This is a genomic window from Arsenicicoccus bolidensis DSM 15745 (genome assembly GCF_000426385.1).
Taxonomy (GTDB): domain Bacteria; phylum Actinomycetota; class Actinomycetes; order Actinomycetales; family Dermatophilaceae; genus Arsenicicoccus; species Arsenicicoccus bolidensis.
This window is the reverse complement of the sequence record NZ_AUFG01000038.1, coordinates 19,732-36,781: the sequence shown is the minus strand read 5'-3', so window position 1 is coordinate 36,781 and position 17,050 is coordinate 19,732. Positions and strand designations below refer to the sequence as shown.

Here is a 17,050-nt window from a genome sequence, read left to right as displayed (position 1 = left end):
AGGTCTACGAGGCGCTCAACGGTGAACCGTTCCCCGCGGGCGTGCAGCTCGCCGAGAACCTCGTCGACAAGGGCGTGATCGACGCCGTCGTCCCGTCCGAGGAGCTCGCGACCGTCGCCGCACGGGTGCTGCGCCTGCTGCACCCCCACCGCCGCGACGCGGCCACCACCCCCGCAGCCCCCGCAGCCCCCGCAGCCCCCGCAGCCCCCGCAGCCCCCGCAGCCCCCGCAGCCCCCGCAGCCCCCGAGATCGTGAGCGAATCCTCCAAGAATCTTGGACGAAACGCTCACGATCCTGGTGGGGAGGGGCCGGCCTGGCCCGCCCCGACGGAGTCCAGCCAGGTCTGGGCGTCCGTCGAGATCACCCGCTCACCTCGTCGTCCGGGCGTCCGAGAGCTTCTCCGGTATGCCGCGGACGAGGTCCTCCCGCTCTCCGGGACCGGCGAGGGGCAGCACGACGCCGGGCTCATGCTCGCGCTGGCATCGTTCGGCGGGGACCCCTGCGTCCTCGTGGGGCAGGACCGCCGCAACCAGGCCAAGCAGTCGATGGGGCCCGCAGCCCTGCGCTCCGCCCGACGTGGCATGCGCCTCGCCCAGGAGCTGGGGCTCCCCCTCGTCTCGGTCATCGACACCCCCGGCGCCGACCTGTCGGTCACGGCGGAGGAGGGCGCGCTGGCCGGCGAGATCGCCCGCTGCATCGCCGACATGACCCAGCTGACGGTGCCCAGCGTGGCGCTCCTGCTCGGGCAGGGCTGCGGCGGTGGGGCTCTCGCGATGCTGCCCGCGCGTCGGGTTGTGGTGGCCGAGCACGGCTGGCTGTCACCGCTGCCACCGGAGGGCGCCTCGGTCATCGTCCACGGCACCCCGGACCACGCCCCCGAGATGACCCTGCGTCAGCGCATCTCCGCGCCCCAGCTCGTCGAGGCCGGGATCGCCCACCGGATCGTCCCCGAGACGGTGCCGGCCGACCAGGATCCGCGAGCGTTCTGCCGAGCCATGGCAGAGGCCCTCACGATCGAGCTGGCCACCCAGAGCTAGCTCCGGCCAAGGCCCCCGAGCGACCACTCCTGCCCTCTCGCCGAGACCGGGACCGGGGGTGCAGGGGCGTGGGGCGGGTCAGCCGCCCCACAGGGCCTTGACCACCCGGGACGGCGACGGGCGGCCGAGCTGCTCGGCCATCCAGACGGACGTGGTGACCAGCGCCTCGAGGTCGACGCCGGTCTCGACGCCCATCCCGTGGAGCGCCCACACGAGATCCTCGGTGGCGAGGTTGCCGGTCGCGGACTCGGCATACGGGCAGCCACCGAGCCCACCGGCCGAGGCGTCGATCGTCCGCACCCCGAGCCGGATCGCCTCGAGCGAGTTCGCGAGCGCCTGGCCATAGGTGTCGTGGAAGTGCACCGCGATCCGATCCGACCCGATCCCGCGCTCCCCCAGAGCATCGAGGAGCCGCCGCACGTGCCCGGTCGTGGCCACGCCGATGGTGTCGCCGAGCGAGAGCTGGTCGGCGCCGAGGTCGATCATCCGGGCGCACACGTCGACGACCTGGTCGATGGGCACGTCGCCCTCCCAGGGGTCGCCGAAGCACATCGACACGTAGGCCCGCAGCCACAGCCCCTCGTCCTTGGCGCGCTTGGCGACGGGCTCGAACATCGTGAACTGGTCCAGCACCGTGGAGTTGAGGTTCTTGGCCGCGAAGGTCTCGGTCGCGGACCCGAAGATCGCCACCGACGACACCCCCAGGTCGAGCGCCCGGTCCAGCCCCCGCTCGTTGGGCACCAGGACGGGCCGCTGGGTGCCGAGCGCGTCCGCCCCGAGCGCGGTCACGAGGTCGGCGGCGTCGGCCAGCTGTGGCACCCACCGCGGCGACACGAAGCTCGTGATCTCGACGGTCTCGAGCCCGGCGGCGAGCATCCGCCGCACGAACTCCGCCTTGATGTCGACGGGGACGATCGACTTCTCGTTCTGCAACCCGTCGCGCGCACCCACCTCGTAGATCGTCACGCGGTCCGGCGCACCGGTCATCGGCTCGTGCTGGGGCTGGCGCATCTCGCTCCTTCGCGTCGGCGTCGACGTCCTCGTGCCCGGCGCCGCCATGTCGCCGTCGAGCATCGAGCCCCATCCTGCCCCACCCCGCTAGCCTCCTGGGAAGCAACCAGCGCCACGTGGGGTTGACGTCACAACCGACCGAGGAGCACCGATGAGCCCGCAGCCACCCGCCGACGACCAGACACCACGCTCGTATGGCGAAGGTGGTCACCCCGCTCAGCCCGGCTACGGCCAGCAAGGGTCCGGCCAGCAGGGATACGGCCAGCAGGGATACGGCCAGCAGGGATACGAGCAGGGATCCGGACAGCCCGCCTACGGTCGTCCGGCCTACGGGCAGCCGGCATACGGCGCTCCCTCCCCCGGCGCCCCGGTCAACGCCATCGTCCTCACGGTGGTCAGCGTGCTCGCGGTGCTGTCGACGGCCTTCATCGTCGGGCTGCCCAGCGCGATCCTCGGGATCATCGGTCTCGCCCAGCACGGCAACGATCCGCGGCGCGCCAACCGGATGGCCAACATCGGGTGGATCCTGCTGGTGCTCAACGTGGTTCTCGGCGTCGTTCTGCTGATCGCCGGTGTCGCGGGCTTCCTGTGGTTCGTCGAGCAGGCGGACCTGCCGTCGATGACCCCCTCGCCGGCCCCGACCCCGGCCGCCGTCTGATGCCCGACGGTCCCCTGATCGTCCAGAGCGACAAGACCCTCCTGCTCGAGGTCGACCATGCGGGCGCCGAGGCCGCGCGGAGGGCGATCGCGCCGTTCGCCGAGCTCGAGCGCGCCCCCGAGCACGTGCACACCTATCGCGTCACGCCCCTCGGCCTGTGGAACGCCCGCGCCGCCGGCCACGACGCGGAGCAGGTCGTCGACGCCCTCCTCACCCACAGCCGGTATGCCGTCCCCCAGGCCCTGCTCGTCGACGTCGCCGACACGATGGACCGCTACGGCCGGCTGACGCTCGCCAAGGACCCCGACCACGGCCTGGTGATGCGCACGACCGACCGCGCCGTCCTCGCGGAGGTGCTGCGGCACAAGCGGATCCGCCCTCTGCTGGGTGACGCCGTGGACGACGACACCGTGGTGGTGCACCCCTCGGAGCGGGGCCACCTCAAGCAGGAGCTGCTCAAGGTCGGCTGGCCGGCCGAGGACCTCGCGGGCTACGTCGACGGCGAGGCGCACCCGATCGACCTCGACGAGAGCGACTGGGCGCTGCGCCCCTACCAGCAGCAGGCGGTCGACGGCTTCTGGGACGGCGGGTCCGGGGTCGTGGTCCTCCCGTGCGGGGCGGGCAAGACGCTCGTCGGGGCCGGTGCCATGGCCCGCGCCCGGGCCACCACGCTGATCCTGGTGACCAACACGGTGTCCGCGCGGCAGTGGCGGGACGAGCTGGTCCGCCGCACGTCGCTCACCGAGGACGAGATCGGCGAGTACTCCGGCGCCCGCAAGGAGATCCGCCCCGTCACGATCGCGACCTACCAGGTGCTCACGACGAAGCGGAAGGGCGTCTTTCCCCACCTCGAGCTGCTCGACGCCCGGGACTGGGGACTGATCCTGTATGACGAGGTCCACCTCCTCCCGGCCCCGATCTTTCGCATGACGGCCGACCTGCAGGCGCGTCGACGGCTGGGGCTGACCGCGACCCTCGTGCGCGAGGACGGCCGTGAGTCCGACGTCTTCTCGCTCATCGGCCCCAAGCGCTACGACGCCCCGTGGAAGGACATCGAGGCGCAGGGCTGGATCGCCCCGGCCGACTGCGTGGAGGTGCGGGTCACCATGCCCGACGCCGACCGGATGGCCTACGCGGTGGCGGAGCCGGACGAGCGCTACCGCCTGTCGTCGTGCGCCGAGGCCAAGGACGCGGTGGTGGAGCGCCTGGTGGCGCGGCACGCGGGCGAGCCCACGCTGGTCATCGGGCAGTACCTCGACCAGCTCGAGACGCTCGCCGCTCGCCTGGACGCCCCCATCATCACCGGCTCGACCACGGTCAAGGAGCGGCAGCGGCTGTTCCAGGCCTTCCGCACCGGGGAGATCTCGCTGCTCGTGGTGTCCAAGGTCGCGAACTTCTCGATCGACCTGCCCGAGGCATCCGTCGCGATCCAGGTGTCGGGCACGTTCGGGTCGCGCCAGGAGGAGGCCCAGCGCCTCGGCCGGCTGCTGCGTCCCAAGGGCGACGGGCGCACGGCGCACTTCTACACGGTCGTCACGCGCGACACGGTCGACGCCGACTTCGCGGCGCACCGCCAGCGCTTCCTCGCCGAGCAGGGCTATGCCTACACGATCGTCGACGCCGGCGACCTCCCCTGACCCGTCGCCGTGACCCGTCCGCCCCGACCCGTCCATCTGACCCCACCCGCACGTCCGCACCCGCCACCCTTCCGCACCCGCCGTCCCCGTCCCCGGCCCCGTCCCCGTCCAAGGGACGCAGATGTCGCGTTCCGCGGCGTGTCGGACTCCTTTGCGTCCCCTCGACGCGCGGTCAGACGTCACCACGGCAGCACCAGCGGCGAGGAGTCGACCGTTCGCACCAGCCGTCCCCCCGCCGGGGCGCGGACAGGGACCATCGACGTGCGGAACTCCTCCACCGTCTCGTGCCGCCGGTCCGGCATCAGGTCGTCCGACGTCACGCGCAGCCTGCGATGCCCGAGCAACAGCGCCCGCCGATCCGCCCTGCGGTCACCCCGCCAGCGTCCGCGCTCGGTGCGGTGACCGTCGCCGTCGAACTCCCCGCCCAGCGCGAACTCCTCCCAGTAGAGGTCGAACCGGCACACCGTCGCTCCGCCTGCGTCCACCAGCCGGACCTGCTGCTCCGGCTCCGGCAGACCAGCCTGTGCCAGGAGGAGCCTGAGGTCGGTCTCGCGCGGGGACTCCGCGCCGTGCCTCGTGTCGCGCAGGGCCCCACGCAAGCGGCTCGCTCCTCGCCGATCGAGGGAGGCCGGCGCCACCAGGGAGCCCGCCGTTCCGCCGAGGTGGAGGTAGCCGTCGCACAGCCGGACGAGGTCCTCGTGCGTGGCGAGCGGGTCCGTCAGCACGTCTGCGACAGCCCAGATCCCGGCGACCACGGGGATCCCACTCACGTCCACGACCCTGCGGCGCTCCAGACCCTTGCGCGACACGATCCCCTCACGCCGCACGCGCCCCGCGGCGGTCGGCACGCAGACGTGCACGGGGTCCCCCGGCTGCCACGACCTCCGGTCGGGGAGCCCCAGGAGCTCGACCGCCGACCAGCCGCACACGGCCCAGGGACAGCGAATCACGGCACCGGCCTGGGCGATCGCCTCGTCGAGCGTGGTGGGGAGGTCGGCGACCCAGAGACCGTGGTGGGTCCGCACGAGCCCGGACGCGGTGAGGGTCGCTCTCGTGACGCCTGATCGGCGGGCCTCGGCCGACGTCAGGTGGCGGGGCAGCTCGTCCATGACGCGAGCATGCACTCGTCGGCCTCATCACGGATGTGCCCCCTCGCCCCCTGTGGACGGAGTCAGCGGGAGCGCGTCAGCCTGTGGACAAGCGCCGTATGACGCTGCTCCCGCCAGCCGTGTGGCCTCACCACCAGGTCGAGGGGACGCACCTGTGGCGTTGCACGGCGTGTCGCGCCCATCTGCGACCCCTCGATGGGATCGCGCCACACGCCCGTCCGGAGTCGCAGCGATCGAGGCCGGGGCGGGCGGCATACGGCCCGGTGGTCCAGCAGTCTCCCAGGAAACCTCCAGTGTGAGCGGTCAGACTCGACGGCGTGACCACTACGCCCGAAGCCAGACTGCTGGTCGTCGAGGACCAGCCCAACATTCGTGAGCTCCTCGCGACCAGCCTGCGATTCGCGGGATTCGAGGTGTACACCGCCGGTGACGGCGGGGGTGCCCTCGTCCTGGCGGAGGAGCACGAGCCCGACCTGGTCGTCCTGGACGTGATGCTGCCCGACATGAGCGGCTTCACCGTCACGACCAAGCTGCGCGAGGCCGGCCGCCACGTGCCCATCGTCTTCCTCACCGCGCGCGACGCGGTGGACGACCGGGTCAAGGGGCTGACGATCGGCGGTGACGACTACATCACCAAGCCGTTCAGCCTCGAGGAGGTCGTCGCCCGCATCCGCGCCGTCCTGCGTCGCACCCGGCAGGACGAGCCCGAGGACGGCACGATTCGGTTCCACGACCTGGAGCTCAACGAGGACTCGCACGAGGTCCGTCGCGCCGGCAAGGTCATCGACTGCTCCCCCACCGAGTTCAAGCTCCTGCGCTACCTGATCCTCAACCCCAACCGGGTGCTGTCCAAGGCGCAGATCCTCGACCACGTCTGGGACTACGATTTCCGCGGCGAGGCCGGGATCGTCGAGTCCTACATTTCCTACCTGCGCCGCAAGGTCGACTCTATCGAGCCGCCGCTGATCCACACCAAGCGCGGCGTCGGCTACGTCCTGCGCCTGCCTCCCGAGATCTCGTGAGTCGTCCGGCCGGTCGGATGCCGCGGGTGCGCCGGACGACGGCGGGCCTCACGGTCCACCGGTGGCTGCAGCGCATGCCGCTCACCCACCGGCTGGTCCTGATCCTGGTCGTGCTCATGGCCGGGGCGCTGACGCTGACGACGAGCGCGACGACCTGGCTGCTCGAGCGGCAGCTCCTGCAGCGCGCCGACCAGGAGCTGCGGCTCAGCGCCGGACCCCTGAGCGCGAGCGCCCTCGACGCGATCGCCAACGAGCAGGAGCTCGACAACTTCCCGACCAACTACGCCGTCGTGTTCTTTCCCAAGGGGTCGAGCAACCAGATCGTCTTCCAGCCGCAGACGGAGGAGGAGCACCCCGACATCCCTCGCCTCGCGATGGACGCCCCCGAGGTGCGGACGCACCAGATCTTCGAGGTGCGGTCCAAGGACGGCTACCAGCGGTGGCGCGTGGTCGCGGACAAGCTCGACGGCGACTCCGGCACCTACGCCGTCGCCGTGTCGATGCGCGGCGTCGAGAAGACCACCAGCCAGGTCATGCTCTTCTCGCTGCTCATCGGGCTGGCTGCCGTCACGGCGCTGATGATCGCCGGCTGGTTCGCGATCCGCCGTGCCTTCCGCCCGCTGCGTCAGATCGAGGACACCGCCAAGGCCATCGCCGGCGGCGACCTGGCCCGACGCGTGCCGGCCCGGTCCGCGGACGACGAGGTCGGCAGCCTGTCGGACTCCCTCAACGTCATGCTCAGCCACATCGAGCGGTCCTTCCAGCACGTCGAGGCCAGCGAGACCCGCATGCGGCAGTTCGTGGCCGACGCCTCGCACGAGCTGCGGACACCGTTGGCCGCCGTGCGGGGGTATGCCGAGCTCTACCGTCAGGGCGCGGTCACCCAGCCCGAGCACGTGCGGCAGGTGTTCCAACGGATCGAGGACGAGTCCACCCGCATGGGAGCCCTCGTCGAGGACCTGCTGTCGCTGGCCCGCCTCGACGAGCAGCGCCCGATGGAGTTCACCTCGGTCGACCTGACGGTGGTCCTCGCGGACGCCGCCCAGGACGCCCGCGCCCTGGCGCCGGACCGCGACATCCAGATGGTCGGCCTCCACGGCCCCATCGACGCCAACCTCGTGCGCGGCGACGAGTCCAAGCTGCGCCAGCTCGTCACCAACCTGGTCGGCAACGCCATCAACCACACCCCGGCCGGCACGCCGATCGAGCTGGCCGTCGGCCACGGCGCTGGCGACGGGTTGGACGGCAGCGGGCAGGACGGCGACGGGTGGACCACCATCGAGATCCGTGACCACGGACCGGGGATCGACCCCGAGCTGTCGGGCAAGGTGTTCGAGCGGTTCTTCCGCAACGACCCGTCCCGTGGCCGCACCGACCATCCTGGTGGCACCGGGCTCGGACTCGCGATCGTGGCCGCCATCACCGGTGCCCACCACGGAGATGTCACGATCGTCCCCACGCCCGGTGGCGGCGCGACCTTCCGCGTCCGCCTCCCCACCGATCCACAGCAGTCCCACAGCGACGCACCAGCATCGGCCTAGGTCGATGAGCCATCCTTCGAGACCTCAGGCCCCCGAGGAGTCACGATGAACGACCAGCACCAGCCGGGCTCTCAGCCCCCCACGCAGGGCGACCCGCAGCACACGCAGGAGATCCCGCGCCACAGCTCCACCCAGGAGATCCCCCGCGTCGTCGACCCCGGGTCGTCGAACCCCTACGCCGCGCCCGGTCAGCCGGGATCGCCGGGATCGCCGGTGGCACCGGGAGCCGGCGGGGCGGCATACGGCCAGGGCGGTGGCGCGGGACCGACCGCCCCTCGGCGTCGTCGGTCCGGGTGGTGGCAGGTGCCGACGGCAGCCGTCGCGGCGGCCGCGCTGGCGAGCGGCGGGACCTACGCGTTGTTCGCGGGCCGTGACGGTCAGACCACGACGTCGAGCGTGTCCCGCACGGCGCCCACCGCCAACCCGGCCCGCAACACCCAGCCGCCGCTCAACCAGGGTGGCACCAACGCACCCGACTGGAAGGCCACCGCCCAGGCCGTCTCCCCCAGCGTCGTGTCCATCTCCGTGCAGAGCGGCAGCAGCGGCGGCGAGGGCTCCGGCGTGATCCTCGACGAGCAGGGCCACATCGTCACCAACAACCACGTGGTCGGCGAGAGCGGCTCGGGCGCCCAGATCGTCGTGACCCTGGACGACCAGCGCGCCTACCAGGCCAAGGTCGTCGGGCTCGACCCGTCCACCGATCTCGCCGTCGTCAAGCTGCAGGGCGACGTCAAGGACCTCAAGCCCATCGCGGTCGGCAACTCCGACCAGATCGCCGTGGGTGCGCCCGTCATGGCGGTCGGCAACCCGCTCGGCCTGTCCGGCACCGTGACCACCGGCATCGTCAGCGCCCTCAACCGGCCCGTGTCGACAGACCGGTCCTCGCAGGGGCAGCAGGACGGTGGCCTGTTCGGGCAGCAGGCCGCCGACCCGGTGGTCACCAACGCGATCCAGACCTCGGCCCCCATCAACCCCGGGAACTCCGGCGGTGCCCTGGTCAACGCCGACGGCCAGCTCATCGGGATCAACTCCTCCATCGCCTCGATGGGGTCGTCCACGGGCGGTCAGGCCGGGTCGATCGGCATCGGCTTCGCCATACCGGTCAACGAGGTCAACTCCATCACCGACCAGCTGATCAAGAACGGCAAGGCGCAGCACGCGTTCATGGGCGTCTCGTCCAAGCCGGCCATGGTCAAGGACGGCGGCGGGCAGCGCGTGGCCGCCGTCATCGCCAACGTCGTCTCGGGGTCGCCCGCCGACAAGGCCGGCCTCAAGACCCAGGACGCGATCATCGCGATCGACGACGAGCCCGTGACGGGGTCGCTGGCGCTGGTGGCCCAGGTGCGCGAGCGCACGGTCGGCGACACGGCCAAGGTGACCTATCTGCGGGGCGGCGAGCGGCGCGAGGTGCAGATCACGTTCGCCGAGAAGTCCTCCCAGTGACCTACCTCAGGTCGTCACGTCCGCCCGGCTTCGCACGCCAGGCCGATGTGACGACCTGAGGTATGCACATCGGCCGGGGTTGGACGCGGGGTTGGACGCGCCTGGGCTAGGGTGGCGCGTCCCCCTCACGCCCACCCCGGAAGGTGCTGCCGTCATGCCCGCGCCCAGCGACACGCACCTCGACCCCGAGCTCCTGGCCGAGCATGGACACCTCGACCGGGCCCGCACCGAGCTCGCCGCCATGCGCGAGCGCACCCTCGCCGTCGACGTGCAGGGCAGCGACCCGATCGCCGCGGAGCACCTGGCACGCACCCTCTGGCAGCGCGCCCGCTCGCTCGAGGACGACCCCGCGACCGCCTTGTTCTTCGGCCGGATCGACCTCGACGCGGAGCACGACGGCGAGCGCTGGTATGTCGGCCGACGCCACGTCACCGACGACGCCGGCGACCCTCTCGTCATCGACTGGCGGGCGCCAGTGTCGACCGCGTTCTACCGCGCCTCCCGGACCGAGCCCATGGGCGTGACCCTGCGCCGCAGGTTCGGCCTGGACCGGGGTCGCATCACCGCCCTCGAGGACGAGCACCTCACGGATCGCACCGAGCAGCAGGCGAGCTCGCAGATCCTCGCCCGCGAGATCGAGCGTCCGCGCGTCGGTCCCATGCGCGACATCGTGGCCACGATCCAGCCCGAGCAGGACCTGCTGGTGCGCGTCGACGACAGCACGACCGTCTGCATCCAGGGCGCGCCCGGGACCGGCAAGACGGCCGTCGGCCTGCACCGCGCCGCGTGGCTCCTCTATGCCTACCGCGACCGCCTCACCCGCCAGGGCGTCCTCGTCATCGGCCCCAACGCGTCCTTCCTCGAGCACATCGGCGCCGTGCTGCCGGCCCTGGGCGAGGTGCAGGTCAGGCACACCACCATCGAGGGCCTGGTGGGCGAGGGCGTCCGCATCCGCGCCACCGACCCTCCCGGCCGGGCGACCCTCAAGGGCGACGCCCGCCTCGCCGACGTGCTGCGGCGCGCGGTCCGCGCCACCGTCCAGGACCCCGACGAGCCCCTCGTCGTCCCCCGCGGTGCCCGCCGGTGGCGGATCCCGGCCTACGAGGTGCGCGAGATCCTCGACGAGCTGCGCACCCGCGACGTGCGTCACGACGCCGCCCGCCAGATGCTCCCGCAGCGCCTCGCCCACGCGGTGCTGGTCCAGATGGAGGCCGCCGGCGACTCGCCCGACGACCGGGTCCAGGACGCGGTCGCCCGCTCCACCCCCGTCACGCGGTATGCCGACGCCGTGTGGCCCCGCCTCGACCCCGCTGCGGTCCTGCACCGGCTGTGGTCCGACCCGGCGGCGCTGGAGTCGGCGGCGGACGGCATACTCGCCCCTGCGGAGCAGGCGGACCTGGTGTGGGACCAGGCTCCTCGCACGCCGGGGTCCGCCCGCTGGACCCTCGCCGATGCCGTGCTGCTCGACGAGCTCGCGGACCTGCTGACCCGCACCCCCAGCCTCGGTCACGTGATGCTCGACGAGGCGCAGGACCTGTCACCGATGCAGCTGCGGGCGGTCGGCCGGCGCTGCTCGACCGGCGCGGCGACCGTCCTCGGTGACATCGCGCAGGGCACGACCCCGTGGGCCACCGGCTCGTGGGCGGAGTCGCTGCGCCACCTCGGCAAGCCCGACGGCGAGGTCACCGAGCTGCGCCGGGGCTTCCGGGTGCCCGCGGCGGTGATCGAGTATGCCGCCCGCCTGCTACCCGTCATGGCGCCAGGCCTGGCGGCTCCGCAGTCCGTGCGCGACAACGTCGGCGAGCTGGACATCGTTGCGGTGCAGGCTGACTCGCTCTGGGCAGAGACGGCCGACAGGGTCGCCGGCCTGGCCCGGCGGCCCGGCTCGGTCGGTGTCGTCGTCCCCGACGCCGGCGTCACCGCCGCGTCCGCCGCCCTGACCGACGCGGGGATCGAGCACGGCACGCTGGGCGCCGACCACGGCGACGTCGAGCACCAGGTCCACGTCGTGCCGGCGACCGTCGCCAAGGGTCTGGAGTTCGACCGCGTGGTGGTCGTCGAGCCGGCCGCCATCGCCGACGCGGAGCCCGACGAGCGGACCGGGCTGCGACGCCTCTATGTCGTCCTGACGCGAGCCGTGTCTGGTCTCAGCGTGATTCACGCCCGACCGCTCCCCGGACCGCTCACCGCGCCCACCCCCCTGGACTGACGACCGGATGAGAGGGTGGGGCCATGGATGAGCTCGTCGCCGCCTGCCAGGCCGACCTGCAGGCCCTCGCCCCTCGGGCCGACGCGGTCCCCCTCGAGCGCGCGGCCACGCGACTCGTCGACCACTGGCGCGAGCCGCACCGGACCTATCACGGCATCCACCACCTCGCCGAGATGCTCGCGGTCCTCGGCCGGCTCGCCGCCGACGACGCCCTCACCCCACCCCAGCTGCTGGCCTGCCGGGTGGCGGCGTGGCTGCACGACGCGGTCTACGACGTGACCGCCGAGCCCGGCGCCAACGAGGAGGCCAGCGCCGCCCTGGCCGTCGAGCTGCTCGACGAGCTCGACGCCGAGGTGGACCTGATCGAGCAGGTGGCCGGGCTCGTGCACGCGACCGCCGAGCACGGCCCGACGACGGACCCGGTGCACGCCGCCTTCCTCGACGCCGACCTGTGGATCCTCGGGGCGCCGGCCGACCGGTTCGACGAGTACTGCCGCCAGGTCCGCGACGAGTACCCCGCCGTCCCGGACGACGACTACCGGACCGGCCGCTCCCGCATCCTCGAGGCGCTCGTGGAGCGACCGCACATCTATGCCACGCCCGGCGCGCGCACCGCCTGGGAGGCGGCGGCCCGGGACAACGTCCGGCGAGAGCTGGCCCGGCTGGCCTGACCGGCCTCCTCCGCGTCCTATCCTGGCTGGCACCACCAGGAGGAGAGGGCCGTATGCCGCGCAGCTCGTTGGTCGACGAGACCGTCACGACCTTGCTGGACCGCATCGTGTCGGGCCGGCTCGGCCCGGGTGACCGGCTGCCCGGCCAGGACGAGCTCGCCACGCTGCTCGGCGTGAGCCGCCTGACGGTCCGCGAGGCCACCGCCACGCTCGCCGCCGGGCACGTGCTGCGGGTCGAGCACGGCAACGGGACCTTCGTGAACCCCGTCGACCGCTGGACCGACCTCGACGCGGTCAGCCGCGCCGCGCGGGCCGGCGGCCAGGGGTCCGACGCCACGGCCCAGTCGCTGATCGAGATCCGCCGGATGATCGAGGTCGGGGCCTGCGCGCTCGCCGCCCGGCGAGCCACCGAGCGCGACCTGGACCTCCTGCAGCAGCACTGCGAGGCCATGGCGGAGGCCGTCACGCAGTCCGACCTCGAGTCCTTCGTCCGCCACGACATGGCCTTCCACGCCCGGATCCTCGAGGCCGCCGGCAACCCCTTCCTCGGGGCCGTCTACGACCCGCTGCGCCGGGTCCTCGAGCGGGCCCGCTACCAGACCTCGGAGGTCCCGGTCATCCGCGAGCACGCGCTCGACCACCACCGACGGGTGCTGGCTGCGCTCCGCACGGGCGACCCCGAGGCGGCCCAGGCCGCGATGGACGCCCACATGGACCAGACCTCCGACGACCTGGCGACCCACGTGCGGCTCTGAGGCCGAGATCGCGCCACCCCTTCCCTCCTCGGTGGTCCCCCGCTACCCTCTCTAGACATCAGACCTCTGATCTCAAAGGAGAGACCCGTGAGCGTCACACTCGACGACCTGGTGCGCCACCACGCCGCCGGCCCCCACCAGCCCGCCGCCGAGATCGCGGCCGAGGTCGCCCGCCGCGGCCGCGTCCTCGTCGTCCTCGACGACGACCCCACCGGCACCCAGTCGGTCGCCGACCTGCCCGTGCTCACGGCGTGGGACGTCGACTCCCTGGCCTGGGCCCTGCAGCAGCGCGAGCCCGCGGTCTACGTCATGACCAACTCCCGCAGCCTCGCCCCCGCCGACGCCGCCCGCGTCAACCGCGAGGTCGTCACCTCCGCCCTGGCCGCCGCCCGCGAGACCGGCGTCACCGTGGGGTTCGTGTCCCGCTCCGACTCCACCCTGCGCGGTCACTTCCCGCTCGAGACCGACACCATCGCCGAGACCCTGGCCGAGCTCGACGGCCCCCACGTCGACGGCGTCGTCCTCGTCCCGGCCTTCGGCGACGCGGGGCGCGTCACCGTCGACGCGGTGCACCACGCCGGCAACCCGGTCGACGGCTACACCCCCGTCGGCGAGACCGAGTTCGCGCGCGACGCGACCTTCGGCTACGCCAGCTCCGACCTGCGCGACTGGGTGGCCGAGAAGTCCGGGACCACCCGCGAGCAGTCCCGGGTCGTCTCCCTCGGGCTGGACCTGCTGCGCCAGGACCGTGCCGGCACCGTCGCGCTCCTGCGCTCGCTCACCCACGGCCAACCGGTCGTCGCGGACATCGTCGACGAGAACGACCTGCGCCTGCTCAGCGCCGCCCTGCTCGAGGCCGAGGCCGCCGGCTCCACCTTCCTCTACCGCGTCGGCCCGCCCTTTCCCCGCGCGTTCATCGGCCAGGAGCCCCGCACCCCCCTCACCTCCGCGGAGGTGGCCCGCATCCGCGACGGCGGGCTGGCCGAGGACGCCACCGGCGGCCTCGTCGTCGTCGGCTCCCACGTCGCCCTGACCACCCGCCAGCTGGACGCCCTGCGCGAGCGCACCCAGCCGGTCGAGCTCGAGATCGACGTCCCCACCGTCCGCTCCGAGGACCGGGACGCCCACCTGCTCGCCGTGGTCGACACCGTCGTGGAGGCCCTCGCCACCGGCACCGTCGTGGTCCGCACCAGCCGCACCCTCGTGCGCGGCGACGACGCCGACAGCTCCCTCGACATCGCCCGCACCGTGTCCACCGCGGTCGTCGAGGTGGTCCAGCAGGTCCTCGCCCGCCGGGCGCCGCGCTTCGTCGTGGCCAAGGGCGGCATCACCTCCTCGGACGTCGCCAGCCGCGGTCTCGGCATCGCCCGCGCCTACGTCCGCGGCCCGATGCTCCCCGGGATCGTGTCGCTGTGGGAGCCGGTGGACGGACCCGCCCGCGGCATCCCCTACATCGTCTTCGCCGGCAACGTCGGCACCGACGCCTCCCTCGCCGACGTGGTGGACACCCTCTCCCGCTGACGTCGGTCCCACGCGCACCACGCACCTGCCGTATGGCGCCCCGCCGCACCCCTCCGCGCCCCATCGCCCCATCGCCCCAACCGCTGCACCCTCACGATCGAAGGAGATCCCGTGACCCCCACCGTCGCCGTCCTCGGACTCGGCGCCATGGGCCTGCCCATGGCCACGCACCTCGCCCAGACCTTCCCCGTCCGGGCCTACGACCTCGACCCCTCCCGCGCCGCCGGCCTCGGCACCACCAGCGCCACGGGCCACGCCAGCGCCCGCGAGGCCGCCACCGACGCCGACGTCGTGCTCGTCGCCGTCCGCAACGCCGAGCAGCTCGAGGCCGCGCTGTGGGGTGACGACGGCGTCACCGAGGTCCTCGAGCCCGGCAGCGTGGTGCTGCTCACCTCGACGGTCGGCATCGCCGCGGTCGAGGACGTCGCGACCCGCCTCGCCGACCAGGGCCTCGGCCTCGTCGACGCGCCCGTGTCCGGTGGCCCCACCCGCGCCGGCAACGGCGACCTGCTCGTGACGGTGGGCGCCGAGGACACGGCATACGACGTCGCCCGTCCCGTCCTCGAGGCGATGGCCTCGACCCTGCGCCGCGTGGGTGACCGCGCCGGTGCCGGCCAGGCCATGAAGACCGTCAACCAGCTCCTGTGCGGCGTCCACATCGCCGCCGGCGCCGAGGCGCTCGCCCTGGCCGACGCGCTCGGGCTCGACCCCGCCGCCGCCCTGGAGACGCTGGGTGCCGGCGCCGCGGCGTCGTTCATGCTCGGCGACCGCGGGCCGCGCATGCTGCAGGCCTACGACGAGGACGGGGCCGAGGTGCGCAGCCGTCTCGACATCTTCGTCAAGGACATGGGCATCGTCGCGACCGCCGCCAAGGGCGCGGGTCTCGCCACGCCCGTCGCGGCGGCGGCGCAGCAGCTCTACCTGCTCGGCCAGTCCCACGGCCTGGCGGCCTCCGACGACTCGAGCGTCATCCGGGTCCTCGCCCCCACCCGCGTCACGACCCCCGACGTCCAGGGGGCCTGAGCCATGTCCACGGCATACCTGCTCTGCCTGGCCGCCGGCGCGATCGCGGTCATGCTCCTGCTCGTCATCAAGGCCAAGATGCCGGCGTTCGTCGCCATGATCCTGGTCAGTCTCGTGACCGCGCTCGCCGGCGGCATCGCCCCCGAGAAGGTCATCACCGTCCTCACCAACGGCATGGGCAAGACCCTCGGCTCCGTCGCGATCATCGTCGGCCTCGGCGCGATGCTCGGCCGGATGATCGAGCTGTCCGGCGGCGCCGAGAACCTCGCCCGCCGCTTCACCGCCCGCCTCGGCGAGAAGCGCGTCGTGCTCGCTGTGACCTGCGCCGCCTTCGTGCTCGGCATCCCCGTGTTCTTCGACGTGGGCGTGATCATCCTGGCGCCGATCGTGTTCGGCTTCGCGGCCGTCGCCCGCATCTCGCCGCTCAAGATCGGCCTGCCGGTCGCGGCCGTGCTGCTGGCGGTCCACGTGGCGGTGCCGCCGCACCCTGGTCCCGTCGCGGCCGCCGCGACGCTCGGCGCCGACGCCGGCCTGCTGACCATCCTCGGCCTGCTCGCCTGCATCCCGATGGCCGTCGTCTGCTACCTCGTGTCCCAGCGGATGCGCTACGACCGGATCACCCTGCAGGACTCCCCCGCCACGGAGGCCCTCAAGACGGCCGAGCACTCCACCGACCTCGCGACCGGCTCGTATGCCGGGGGCGCCGACGCACCGCGCCGCAAGGTCCCGAGCGCGGGCACCGTCATGGCCCTCATCCTCATCCCCATCGGCATGATCATGGCCGGGACGACGGGCGCGATGCTGCTGCCCAAGGGCACGCTGCGCAACATCCTCTCGCTCGTGGGCGCCCCGCCGTTCGCCCTGCTCGTGGGGGCGCTGCTGGCGTACTACGTGATCAGCCTCAACCAGGGCTGGAGCATGGAGAAGGGCGGCGAGCTGATGGACTCCGCCCTGCCGATGGTCGCCGTCATCATCTTCGTGACCGGGGCGGGCGGCGTCTTCGCCAACGTCCTGATCGAGACGGGCGTCGGCAAGGCCCTGTCCGGGTCCCTGGCGGGGCTGGGCATGCCCGTCCTGCTCATGGCCTACCTCATCGCGGTGGGGCTGCGCGTGGCGCAGGGCTCCGCGACCGTGGCGATCCTGACGACGGCCGGCTTGGTCCAGCCCTCCATCGCCTCAGGGGGATTCAGCTCGGTGCAGGTCGTGCTGATCCTGCTGGCCATCGCCTTCGGCGGGTATGCCGCCTCCCACGTCAACGACTCCGGCTTCTGGATCGTGACGCGCTACCTGGGACTCAGCGTGGCGGACGGGCTCAAGACCTGGACCGTCCTGTCGACCATCGGCAGCCTCGTGGGCTTCGGGACGGTCGCGGCCGCCTGGGCGCTCGTCTGAGCCGCCGCTGCTCGTCGGGTG

General features: G+C 72.8%; 14 protein-coding genes. 12 read left to right on the top strand and 2 right to left on the bottom strand.

What is annotated here, in order from left to right:
* The coding region (locus tag K313_RS0116145; RefSeq protein WP_029212489.1) for a carboxyl transferase domain-containing protein at positions 1 to 1,037 on the top strand (1,037 nt) is incomplete at its 5' end.
* Positions 1,038 to 1,115: 78 nt separating this feature from the next.
* Here K313_RS0116145 and K313_RS0116140 read toward each other — a convergent pair.
* The gene (locus K313_RS0116140) at positions 1,116 to 2,048 is read right to left on the bottom strand and encodes a hydroxymethylglutaryl-CoA lyase (RefSeq protein ID WP_029212488.1); all 933 of its coding nucleotides are present in this window, start codon (positions 2,046 to 2,048) and stop codon (positions 1,116 to 1,118) included.
* Positions 2,049 to 2,199: 151 nt separating this feature from the next.
* On the opposite strand from K313_RS0116140, the gene K313_RS22625 reads away from it, so the two are divergent.
* On the top strand, positions 2,200 to 2,706 hold the full coding sequence (locus K313_RS22625) for a hypothetical protein (RefSeq protein WP_029212487.1): 507 nt from the start codon (positions 2,200 to 2,202) through the stop codon (positions 2,704 to 2,706).
* Positions 2,706 to 4,343 (top strand): DNA repair helicase XPB, encoded by a 1,638-nt coding sequence (locus K313_RS0116130; RefSeq protein WP_029212486.1) that lies wholly within the window; start codon positions 2,706 to 2,708, stop codon positions 4,341 to 4,343. The genes K313_RS22625 and K313_RS0116130 overlap by 1 nt, the downstream gene beginning before the upstream one ends.
* Positions 4,344 to 4,522: 179 nt before the next feature.
* Here the strand turns inward: K313_RS0116130 and K313_RS22620 are convergent, their stop codons facing one another.
* Positions 4,523 to 5,452: a hypothetical protein gene (locus K313_RS22620; protein ID WP_029212485.1), complete on the bottom strand. Its 930-nt coding sequence runs from the start codon at positions 5,450 to 5,452 to the stop codon at positions 4,523 to 4,525.
* Positions 5,453 to 5,769: 317 nt separating this feature from the next.
* On the opposite strand from K313_RS22620, the gene K313_RS0116120 reads away from it, so the two are divergent.
* From K313_RS0116120 to K313_RS0116080, 9 genes are all read left to right on the top strand, one after another.
* A complete protein-coding gene (locus tag K313_RS0116120; protein WP_029212484.1) occupies positions 5,770 to 6,474 on the top strand; it encodes a response regulator transcription factor in 705 nt (234 codons plus the stop codon).
* Between the two features lie 26 nt (positions 6,475 to 6,500).
* Positions 6,501 to 8,015 (top strand): sensor histidine kinase, encoded by a 1,515-nt coding sequence (locus K313_RS0116115; RefSeq protein WP_034253729.1) that lies wholly within the window; start codon positions 6,501 to 6,503, stop codon positions 8,013 to 8,015.
* A 45-nt stretch (positions 8,016 to 8,060) separates the two neighbouring features.
* Positions 8,061 to 9,458 (top strand): S1C family serine protease, encoded by a 1,398-nt coding sequence (locus K313_RS0116110; RefSeq protein ID WP_029212482.1) that lies wholly within the window; start codon positions 8,061 to 8,063, stop codon positions 9,456 to 9,458.
* A 154-nt stretch (positions 9,459 to 9,612) separates the two neighbouring features.
* The gene (locus tag K313_RS0116105) at positions 9,613 to 11,667 is read left to right on the top strand and encodes a HelD family protein (protein WP_029212481.1); all 2,055 of its coding nucleotides are present in this window, start codon (positions 9,613 to 9,615) and stop codon (positions 11,665 to 11,667) included.
* 23 nt (positions 11,668 to 11,690) lie between these two features.
* A complete protein-coding gene (locus K313_RS0116100; RefSeq protein WP_029212480.1) occupies positions 11,691 to 12,338 on the top strand; it encodes an HD domain-containing protein in 648 nt (215 codons plus the stop codon).
* A 53-nt stretch (positions 12,339 to 12,391) separates the two neighbouring features.
* Positions 12,392 to 13,093, top strand: a complete 702-nt coding sequence (locus K313_RS0116095) for a FadR/GntR family transcriptional regulator (protein ID WP_019284346.1) — start codon at positions 12,392 to 12,394, stop codon at positions 13,091 to 13,093.
* Positions 13,094 to 13,180: 87 nt separating this feature from the next.
* Positions 13,181 to 14,614 (top strand): four-carbon acid sugar kinase family protein, encoded by a 1,434-nt coding sequence (locus K313_RS0116090; RefSeq protein ID WP_029212479.1) that lies wholly within the window; start codon positions 13,181 to 13,183, stop codon positions 14,612 to 14,614.
* Positions 14,615 to 14,725: 111 nt separating this feature from the next.
* Entirely contained in the window at positions 14,726 to 15,637 is a 912-nt protein-coding gene (locus K313_RS0116085) for an NAD(P)-dependent oxidoreductase (protein ID WP_019284348.1), read from the top strand.
* A gap of 3 nt (positions 15,638 to 15,640) precedes the next feature.
* Entirely contained in the window at positions 15,641 to 17,029 is a 1,389-nt protein-coding gene (locus K313_RS0116080; RefSeq protein WP_029212478.1) for a GntP family transporter, read from the top strand.
* Positions 17,030 to 17,050 lie beyond the last annotated feature (21 nt).